Below are 9,944 nucleotides of genomic sequence, written 5' to 3' on the forward strand. Positions count from 1 at the left end.
CCCGGTCGCCGCTGCCCCCACCCGGCCGGCGCCGGCCCGCGCTCCGGTTTCCCGCGGAAATACGGCTCTCGCACAATCGACCGACGAGTGGGAAGAATTCTGATCTTCCTGGCACCAAGAAAACTTAAGAGGGCGGCTTCGGCCGCCTTCTGCGTTTTGGTCGATCCTTCCCTGATCCATCAGTTGCTGCTTGCATAGAACGGCAAAACGATATAAACATATCTTTATATCTTGATTGCGTAAGGATGCGGCTGAATGGGATTGGCGCTCGACACCCTGGTGGACGTACTGAAAACGGCGGGCGAGCCGACGCGCTTCCGCCTGCTCGCGCTTCTCGCTGCCGGGGACCTGACCGTCACCGATCTTACCGAAATCCTGGGTCAGTCGCAGCCGCGCATTTCACGGCATCTGAAGCTGCTTGCCGAGGAAGCGCTGATCGATCGCTATCAGGAAGGCGCCTGGGCCTATTTCCGGCTGAAGCAGGAAGGCAAGGCGGCAACGCTGGTCAGGACGCTGCTGGCGGCCGCTTCCGAGGAGGATCCGGTCCTGCTGAGAGACAGCGAGCGGTTGACGATGGTCAAGCGCTTGCATGCCGAGCGCGCCCAGGCCTATTTCAGCCGCAACGCGTCCGAATGGGACGAGCTTCGCCGCCTGCATATAAGCGACGCGGCCGTTGAGTCGGCGCTGCTGAAGCTGATCGGCACGACGCCGGTCGACGCGCTTCTCGATCTTGGCACCGGCACGGGCTGGATCCTGCAACTTCTGTCCAACATCTATCGTCGCGCCGTTGGCATCGACGCGAGCCGCGACATGCTCTCGGTCGCCCGCTCCAATCTCGACAGGGCCGGGATCGTCAAGGCGTCCGTCCGGCATGGCGACATTCTCAACCTGCCGCTCGAAGGCCAGGATTTCGACCTGATTACCGTTCATCAGGTGCTGCACTTCCTCGACCAGCCGGAACTAGCGATCGCCGAGGCAGCCCGCGTGCTGCGCCCCGGCGGCCGCCTGCTGATCGTCGATCTCGCACCGCATACGCTCGAATACCTGCGCAACGACCATGCCCATGTGCGTCTCGGCTTTTCCCATCAGGTGATGGCGGAATGGCTCGAGAAGGTGGGCCTCGAAGTCGAGCAGGCAATCGATCTGGGTTCGGGCAAGGAAGGCGGGCTTACGGCCACCGTCTGGCTCGCCCGCGACCGCCGGCTGCTGATTGCTGCCCATCACGCCTCCGCCCAATCGCAAACCGTTCTTTAAGGGAGCTGAACCAATGACCGCCGATAGCGAAACTTTCAGCGTTTCCTTCGAATTCTTTCCGCCGAAGTCGGACGAGATGGAGGGCCAGCTTTGGGATACGGTCGATGAACTGGCGCTCTGGGACCCGAGGTTCGTTTCGGTCACCTATGGTGCGGGCGGTTCGACCAAGGCGCCAACGATCAATACGGTGCGCCGACTGGTCGGAGAGACCTCGCTTGCGACCGCCGCACATCTGACCTGCGTCGACGCCACGCACGAAGAAACCCATTCGGTGGTCAGCGAATATCGCGCCGCCGGCATCCGCCATATCGTTGCCCTGCGCGGCGATCCGGCGAGCGGTGTCGGCACCGAGTATCGTCCGCATCCGGAGGGTTATGCCAATGCGGCAGACCTGGTGCGCGGATTGACCGAGCTCGGCGGCTTCGACATTTCCGTCTCCGCCTATCCCGAGAAACATCCGGAAAGCACCGATCTTGCCGCAGACATCGAAATGCTGAAGCGCAAGGCGGATGCAGGCGCTGCCCGGGCACTGACCCAATTCTTCTTCGACAACGACATCTTCGAACGTTATCTCGAAAAGGTGCGCGCCGCCGGCATCTCGATCCCGATCGTGCCGGGCATCATGCCGATCCAGAACCTGACCCAGCTCAAGCGTTTCGCCGGCCGCTGCGGTTCTTCGGTTCCGTCCTTCCTGGATGCCCGTTTCGAAGGGCTGGACGACAAGCCCGAGGATCGCGCCAAGGTCGCCGCCGATATCGCGGCCGAACAGATCGAAGACCTGATCCGCCGCGGACTTGGCGACTTCCACATCTACACGATGAACCGCGCACCGCTCGTATCCGCCGTCCTGCACCGGCTCGGCCGCCGGCAGATCCGCACGCCGCGTATCGCCGCTGCCTGAGCGCATTGAAAAAAACGCATGCTCCTACGAAAGGAGCATGCGTTTTCACCGGAAGTGCTGATTATCAAACGGTCGTGGATGCGATATTTTGAACTGGTAGTGGAACTGGTGGCGCTCAAATGAAGAGCATGGATGCCACAAACACAAACGCTGCACCGACTACCAAGACATTGAGAGAGTATGTACGTCCCATGTCTGCCTCCTTGCGTTGACGGGCAGACTTTATGTCGGTTTTGTGCCAGTTGGGAAGCGTCTTTCGATGCTGCAGTGCCGTCCGCCTATTCGCCTTACGCCGGAAATGATCGTGTAAGTCACTGATTTTTATTAATAAACCATCCGTTAATCTTAATTTCCGCAAAGTTAAAAAGCCGTGTACGGCTGTTAACTTCTGACATATTCCGTGATGGTTTCGCCCCGTTACGGCGCTCTCGATGCCACATTGCTGCGTCTGCGAAGAAGCCTTCCATCGAGCAGAACGAGGCCGAAGCCGATCAGCAGCATGCCGATCAGGTCGGTCGCCTCCAACCTTTCGCCGAGGAAAAGCGCGCCGAGAAGGATAGCGCTCGGAGGCACGACGAGTGTGACCAGAGACGCGTTCGTTGCACCCGCCAGCGCGAGAATGCGAAAATAGAGAAGATAGGCGAAGGCGGTCGACAGGAGCGCCAGGGCAAGGATCGCAAGAACGGCGTGTGTCGACGGGGCGGGCAGTGCCCAAGGCTGGTCGGCGAAGAGCGACACGGGCAGCATGATCAGGCTGGAGGCCGTAAGCTGTCCGGTGGCACTGACAGGTGCCGGCAGGCCGCGGAAACGTTTGCCGTAGGTGCCGGCCACGCCGTAGGAGATTGCCGCAAGGATGGGCAGGATCAGCGCCCAGAACGGCACCGAGGCGGCTGCCGTGACGCCGGGCCCGATGAGCACGGCCGTGCCGGCAAGTCCCGTCAGGCAGCCGGCGATTTTTGCGGGTGTCAGTTTCTCGTCGGTGGTCCAGCGATTGGCGATCAGAACCGTCCAGATCGGCGTCGTCGCGTTGAGGATCGAGGCAAGCCCGGCGCCGATCTCGGTCTGGCCGAAGAAGATCAGCGTGTGGGGCAGGGCGTTGTTGATAAAGCCCATCACCAGAAACGAGCGCCAATGGGTGCGAAGCGTCGCATAGAGCTCGAAGCGACCGTGCAGGTAGATATGGAGCGCCAGCGCCGCCAGAAACAGGCGCAGGAAAACGAGCGTGAAGGGCGGAACTTCAAAGACCGCTACGCGCGCGAAGAAGAAGGACCCACCCCAGATCAGCCCGAGCAGCAGGATCAGCGCCCATGCCACGGCGCCGGGTTTCGAAATGGCGGCGGTTGTCATGCGAAATCTCCTCGCGGTCAAGGCGAAGGGATATCCCGATGATCCACGAGTCGCCACCCGATTTCGCCGGGCGGCGATTGAATTTCAGAGCGCGGAGAGCAGGCCCTGGGTCGGCCAGCCGTCGGCCGGCAGGCCGAGGCGTGCCTGTTCCTTCTGGACGGCCTGGCGCGTACCCGATCCGAGAATGCCGTCGACCTTGCCGATATCGTGGCCGAGCGCTTCGAGTTTGGTCTGCAGCGCCTTCATGCCGGTATCGTCGAGACCCTGGTCTGGCGTGCCCTTCTGATAGGTCGGAGCGCCGGAAAGCCGGGTTGCGAAATAGGCGGCCGAAGTCGTGTAGATGAACGACTGGTTCCATTCCAGATAGATGTTGAAGTTCGGATAGGTGAGGAAGGTCGGTCCTTTGCGGCCCTGCGGCAGGATGAGGGCTGCGGGCAGGTTGCCGAAATTGGTTACACCGTCGCGCGGGACGACGCCCAGCTTGAACCATTCGCTCGCCGGCATTTCGTTGCCGAGGCCGGACTTGTCCCAAGGCAGGTTCTCGGGCAGCGTCACTTCCTGCATCCAGGGCTGGCCGGGCTTGAAGCCCATGCTCTGGATGAACTTGGCGGCTGTCAGGATGGCGTCCGGAGAACTGGTCTTGACGTTGACATGGCCATCGCCGTCACCGTCGACGCCGTGCGCGACGATATCCTTCGGAAGCATTTGCACCTGGCCGATCTCGCCGGCCCATGCACCCGTGTTGATGGAAGGATTGAGATCGCCATGCTGGACCATTTCGATCAGGGCGATCAGCTGCGGGCGAAAAAGTTCAGGGCGGCGGCAGTCGTGCGAAAGCGTCACCAGGGCGTTGCGGGTGTTGAAATCGCCCTGGACGGCGCCGAAATCGGTCTCCATGGCCCAGAAGGCGGTAATCACGCCTGGCGGCACGCCGAATTCCTTTTCGGCGCGGGCAAAGACGTCCGCATACTGCTTGATCTTCTGGCGGCCGATATCGAGGCGGGCCTGGCTGACGGTGCGCTGCGAGAATTCAATGAAGGTCTGTCGGAAGACACCCTGGGCCCGGTCGCGAGACAAGACCTTCTGGTCGATCTGCGCGCCGGCGAGTGCTTCATCCGCAGCACTTGCCGATGCGCCCTTGGAAATGGCTTCCGCCTTGACGCCGTTCAGGAAGGCGCCGAGATCGCCGCCGCAGGCGGGAGCCGGGGTCTGGGCGAGAGCGGTGGAGGCGAGGCAGCTGGTGATGACGGAGGCGAGGGCGAGGCGGCGGGCAAAGCGAGCGGACATTCGGCGTTCCTAGAATCTGAGTAAGCGCCGCCTGATCTCGGAAAATTTTGTGACCGAAACATGGGCGACAGCTCTGGTGGCGCAGTTTTTATCGCAACTGCTCACACATTGCCAGACACCTGTTCGCCCTGCGAGCGGAGTTACTTGTTCACCGCCGCAATCCAGTTATGCCAGTTCTTGGACGTGCCCGCAAAGACGTTGATATCCATCTCACCCTTGATGCCCGGAACGATGCCTGTCGAAGTATACTGCCAGAAGGCCCAGCGGCGATCGGGGTAGATCTTGGTGGGATGCTGCGCCACGGCGCGGAGCCAGAAATGATAGTTGCTGAAGGCGCCGACCAGATTGTCCCGGTGGAAATCCACCGACGTATAGATGATCGGACGCTTGCCGTAATAGGCCTCGAGACGGTCCATGAAGCGCTGCATCGACGCACGCACTGTTTCGGGATCGGGACGGGTCTTGCAGGTCGGCGAAGCCTGGTTCCATTCCATATCGAGGACCGGCGGCAGCTTTACCGCATCCTTGGGCACATTGTTGATGAACCAATCGGCCTGTTCGTCGGCCGTCGAGCAGAAATAATAGAAATGGTAGGGGGCGTAAGGAATGCCGGCCGACGCTGCACCTCGCCAGTTCAGCTCGAAGGTCGGATCGATGCGATCCCTGCCTTCGGTCGCCTTGATGAAGACGAAGGCTATTCCAGCCTTCTTCACGGCCGGCCAGTCGATATCCGTACCGTTCCACTTGGAGACGTCGATGCCGTGGATCTCGTGCAGGCCCGGGTGGTTCTTGCCGAAATCCTGCGGGTCGCTGTCCTTGAACCGCATCTTCTTGACCGATGACGTTTCCATCGGGTCATAGCTGGAGGATGTGCATCCCGTGGCAAGGATCGCGGTCGCAAGGAGGGCCAGAAGGAGCCGAGGCATGAACATCCCGTGTGGTGTCGATGTGGAAGCCTCTTGCCCCGTTCGACGCAAAACAGGGAGGCGTGAACTCCATATTCACCATAACGTCGTAAAAAATCAGTTAGGGCAAGAGGAATTCCAGCTCGAAACGCCGGGGAGGGCGGGGATTCAGCTCCGGCGGCGAATGACCGCGTGCCACGCGTAGCCCCCGCCGATCTCCTCGAAGATCATATCGGCGTTAGCGTCGGCAAGCTTGCTTTCGAGCACCTCGTGCAGGTTCGGCCGCGGCGTGACGTGGAAACGCATGAGCCACGCTTTCAAAAACCGCCCGAACCAGCCCGGCAGCCGTTCCTGCTGGCCGAAGTCGACGATGTGCAGCGAACCATGCGGCGAAAGCGCCGCAAGCGAGGCTTCGACCGCCTTTTCCCAATCGGGAATCATCGACAACGCGTAGGAGATCAGGATACGGTCGAAGCCGGTCGTGCCGAATTCCTCCGCTTTGAAACTGGTCGCATCGGCGACCCGAAATTCCGGGGTGACCGGCTTGCCGCGGAAATTGGCGCGGGCGCTTTCCAGCATCTCGGCGGAGATATCGAGGCCGTAGAGCCTTGCAGCCGGATAAAGCCGGTGGGCGAGGGCGAGGTTACGACCGGTGCCGCAGCCGACTTCGAGCAGCGAGGCATTCGGCGGAACATTCAATCCCGCAATAGCCCGGTCGCGGCCGAAGAGGTAATATTTGCGGGTGATGTCGTAGATATGGCGCTGATACCGATACATCCGGTCCATGCGTTCGGCGTGGCCATTGGACAGGGGGCTGCTCGCCATATCCGTCGCCATCAGGCTTTTTTCACGTAGATGTGGAAACCGCCGTAGATCGCCGAGCGATCCTCGAGGTTGAGCTCGCTGGAGCGTTCTTCCAGATAGGACCATTGATCGAGCAGGGCCGGCGAGAGGCGACCGTCGAGCACGCTCTTTTCGGCGGCGGTGCGGAAGATCACGCGGGCGCCGGGTGCAGCCGTGCGGCTGATTTCCGACCAGACGTCGTTCAATTGCTCGTCGTTCATCCAATCCTGCGCGTCGAGCAGGACGTAACGATCGACCGAGCCGGCTGCCTTATGGGCCAGCAGTTCGGTGAAGCTTGCATGATGGACGGTGACGCGCTCGGCATTGTCGCGGATGGCACGGTAGTTTTCAGCCTTGAGATACGTCGGCAGCGTGCCTTCCTCGGGCTTCGGATAACGGCGCGCGAAAGCCTGCCAGGCGAAATAGTTGTCGCGCAGCGGAAAGTGGCAGGCGAGCTTTTCGAGGCGCTGACGCAGGACCGGCGCGATCGAGCCGTCGGAGGCGAGGCTCGCCAACTCGTCATATTGCTGCGGCGGAATGCCGAGGCCAAACAGCGAGCTCTTGCGGCTGGTGATCCAGCGGATCAACGGCTTGTCAAACAGCGGAGCGATGCGGTCGTCGAAGAACTGGCGCTGTTCGCGCAGCGACTTGGCATGGGCCATTTCGGTCAGGTTGATGCCGTGCAGGCGGGCGATCAGATGGCCGGCGCCGATAAAACGACCGAGCAGGCCGGTCTTGTAGATATTGCGGTCGAACACCTCGATCCGGCGGCGGCCGGCAATCGAGCGCTTGTCCCAATAGGCGCGGGTTGCTGCATCGAGATTGGGGGCAATGAAGGTGTCGTAGCTCTTGCTGTTGGTGCGGATGCCGTCCATGCCGAAATGGCGAACGACATCGCCGTGGCCGGGCAGGTGGCGGAAGGCGGCGAGTTTCAGGCGATTCAGCGCGACGTGATGCGGGTTCAAATCGACGACATCGATTTTCTTCGGCGAGCGGGACAGGTAGGCCAGCATGTTGCAGCCGCCGGAGCCGATGGTGACGATCGAATGCTCCTCGGAAAGCTCCATGGCGGTCATGTCGACTTCCGGGTCTTCCCAGATCTGCGGATAGACGAGGCCGGAGAACAGGAGGCCGAAAAGCCTTTCTGAGAAACCCTGCCGGGACAGAGCTTTATGCTGCAGAAGTGCGTCCTTCAGCTTCTGATTTTTCCGAAAACCGGCTTCCTGTGCAATATCCGCCATGGTCGAGTCCCGCCTTGTCCAGAGTTTCAGCGCGTGTAAACCTGTCATGCTACAGATTGATGACGAGGCCTGTGTCTAGTCCGGCAATAGGCCCGGGCGCGGCCGATCGCCTCTTCCTTGGACCCGAGATTCCTGATTGCATGCGGCCGTCCAATGGGAGGCATGCATGCGGTTCTTGATCCGGTTTTTGAAAATCCTTATCGGCGTCATCTTCGTCGGCCTGATCGGGCTTGGGATCTGGCTCTATATCTCGCCTCCGGAACTGCTGAGGGTCGGCAGCGGCTATTCGGCCAAGATAGTCTGCTCGAACGTCTTCTTTGCCGGACGCGACAGCGACGAGGTTCTGGCGGTCGATGTCCAGGCTCCCGGTCATCCGCTTCTGAGATTGATGCGGGTTTCCGTCGACCGAACGGAAAAGCGGGTTCATGCGGCGCTGCTTGGCATTTTCGCCGGCAATGACGCGGTCTATCGCGAAGGGCTCGGCTGCACCGTCACGCCTGACGGCGCAGCCGCGCCAGCTGTCAGTATTCCAATGCCTGCCGTTACGTCAGCCGATCCGTCCGCGCTTTGGCCGGAAGGCGGAAAAGTGGAACCCGATCCGTCGGTTGTGCGGCTCCTCTCAGATGCGAATCTTGTCGGACCTGGCATGCGGGCGGTGGTGGTGGTCAAGCAGGGGCGGATCGTCGCCGAGATTTACTCTAGCGGTTTTTCAAAGGATACGCCGCTGCTTGGCTGGTCGATGACCAAGACCGTCAACGCCGCGATCCTCGGCACGCTGATCCGCGACGGAAAGCTCTCGCTGGACAACAAGGGACTGTTTCCCCAATGGCGGGGCAACCAGCGCGGCGATATCCGGATTGCGGACCTCGCCGCCATGGAAAGCGGACTTGCCTTCAACGAGGATTACGGTGCGGTCGCGGATGTGACGCGCATGCTCTATCTCGAGCCGGACATGGCAGGTTTTGCCGCCGACCAGCCGCTGGAGGCCGATCCCGGTTCACGGTTCAGCTACTCCTCCGGCACCGCCGTGCTGCTCTCAAAAATCTGGATGGAAAAGGTCGGCGACGGGACCGCAGCGCTTGTCTATCCCCGCACCGCCCTGTTTGGTCCGCTGGGCATGACAAGCGCCGTGATTGAACCCGACGCGGCCGGCACGCTCGTAGGCAGTTCCTATATGTATGCGACGGCGCGGGACTGGGCTCGTATGGGGCTGCTGCTTGCGCGAGACGGCGTCTGGAACGGCAGCCGGATCCTGCCGGACGGTTTTGTCGCGCTGATGCACCAGACCAACGCCACGTCGAACGGCCGTTATTCGAAGATGCAGACCTGGCTGCCGCGCAAGAACAATCCGGACATGCCGGCGGATGCCTTTTTCATCGAGGGGCATGATGGGCAGACCATCACGGTCGTCCCGTCGCTCGATCTGGTGGTGGTAAGGCTTGGGCTGACGCCGAGCTGGAACCGCTACGATCCGACACGGCTTGTCGCCGAGGTGGTGAAAGCAACAACGGCGCCCTGAGGCGCCGCGAGCATACCGTCCAAATATTTTTCGGGCCTGGCTTACTTTTCCAGGACGTCCAGCATGTCCTTGCGCTTGGCATCATAATAATAACCGCGCGCATAAAGCTTGATGGCATTGTCGTTTTTGTTGTCGGCAACCAGCCAAGCGCCGCGCAGGTACTTGATCGCGTATTTGAGGTTGGTCTCGGCATCGAGCAGGCCGGCCGGCGGGCCTTCGTAACCCATCGACTTGGCGGTCGAATACTTGATCTGCATGAGGCCCCAATAGCCGTTCTTGTGATAGGCCTTGGGATCATATTTGCTTTCCCGATGCACGACGCGGTGCACCAGCGATTCCGGCACGCCGTACATGCCGGCATAACGCTTGATGAGCTTGCTCAATTCCGGCGGCGCATCGGACGCCGTGGTCGGCATAGGCTCGCCCGGAGCCGGTGGGAATTCCATGGCGGACAATGCGGCGATCGCTCTCGGCTGCGCTGCATAGGCAAGCGTCGCAGTGTCCGGGCGAGGGATCGGGACGACGGTCTGCAGTGCGACCATATCCGGCGTAAGTTCGGGTTCGTCGAGCGCGATTGCGGAGGCTGCGGCCGGCTGGATCCGGCCTTCGGTGACGGCAGGCGCGATCGGCGGCGACACGAGGCGGCT

At 61.3% G+C, this 9,944-nt stretch carries 9 protein-coding genes; 3 read left to right on the plus strand and 6 right to left on the minus strand.

The annotated features are described in order from the left end of the window. Positions 1 to 255 precede the first annotated feature (255 nt). A complete protein-coding gene (locus MOV63_RS30970) occupies positions 256 to 1,254 on the plus strand; it encodes a metalloregulator ArsR/SmtB family transcription factor (protein WP_038543569.1) in 999 nt (332 codons plus the stop codon). A 13-nt stretch (positions 1,255 to 1,267) separates the two neighbouring features. Then, positions 1,268 to 2,155, plus strand: coding sequence for a methylenetetrahydrofolate reductase [NAD(P)H] (gene metF / locus MOV63_RS30975; RefSeq protein WP_247039528.1), 888 nt, complete (start codon positions 1,268 to 1,270; stop codon positions 2,153 to 2,155). A 417-nt stretch (positions 2,156 to 2,572) separates the two neighbouring features. Here metF and MOV63_RS30980 read toward each other — a convergent pair whose 3' ends face one another. The 5 genes from MOV63_RS30980 to MOV63_RS31000 all read right to left on the minus strand — a co-directional run bounded on the left by MOV63_RS30980 (position 2,573) and on the right by MOV63_RS31000 (position 7,778). Next, entirely contained in the window at positions 2,573 to 3,502 is a 930-nt protein-coding gene (locus tag MOV63_RS30980) for a DMT family transporter (protein ID WP_247039530.1), read from the minus strand. Positions 3,503 to 3,586: 84 nt separating this feature from the next. Then, positions 3,587 to 4,789, minus strand: a complete 1,203-nt coding sequence (locus MOV63_RS30985; protein WP_247039533.1) for a lytic murein transglycosylase — start codon at positions 4,787 to 4,789, stop codon at positions 3,587 to 3,589. Between the two features lie 140 nt (positions 4,790 to 4,929). After that, positions 4,930 to 5,715, minus strand: a complete 786-nt coding sequence (locus MOV63_RS30990) for a glycoside hydrolase family 25 protein (protein WP_247039535.1) — start codon at positions 5,713 to 5,715, stop codon at positions 4,930 to 4,932. A 147-nt stretch (positions 5,716 to 5,862) separates the two neighbouring features. Beyond that, positions 5,863 to 6,519 (minus strand): class I SAM-dependent methyltransferase, encoded by a 657-nt coding sequence (locus MOV63_RS30995; protein ID WP_247039537.1) that lies wholly within the window; start codon positions 6,517 to 6,519, stop codon positions 5,863 to 5,865. An 11-nt stretch (positions 6,520 to 6,530) separates the two neighbouring features. Then, positions 6,531 to 7,778 (minus strand): DUF3419 family protein, encoded by a 1,248-nt coding sequence (locus MOV63_RS31000; RefSeq protein WP_247039539.1) that lies wholly within the window; start codon positions 7,776 to 7,778, stop codon positions 6,531 to 6,533. Between the two features lie 166 nt (positions 7,779 to 7,944). On the opposite strand from MOV63_RS31000, the gene MOV63_RS31005 reads away from it, so the two are divergent. Beyond that, entirely contained in the window at positions 7,945 to 9,297 is a 1,353-nt protein-coding gene (locus tag MOV63_RS31005; RefSeq protein WP_247039541.1) for a serine hydrolase, read from the plus strand. Positions 9,298 to 9,338: 41 nt separating this feature from the next. Here MOV63_RS31005 and MOV63_RS31010 read toward each other — a convergent pair. Beyond that, positions 9,339 to 9,944, minus strand: a 606-nt coding sequence (locus tag MOV63_RS31010) for a lytic transglycosylase domain-containing protein (protein ID WP_247039542.1), incomplete at its 5' end; no start/stop codon positions are given.

This window comes from Neorhizobium sp. SHOUNA12A, from assembly GCF_023006505.1.
Taxonomy (GTDB): Bacteria; Pseudomonadota; Alphaproteobacteria; order Rhizobiales; family Rhizobiaceae; genus Neorhizobium.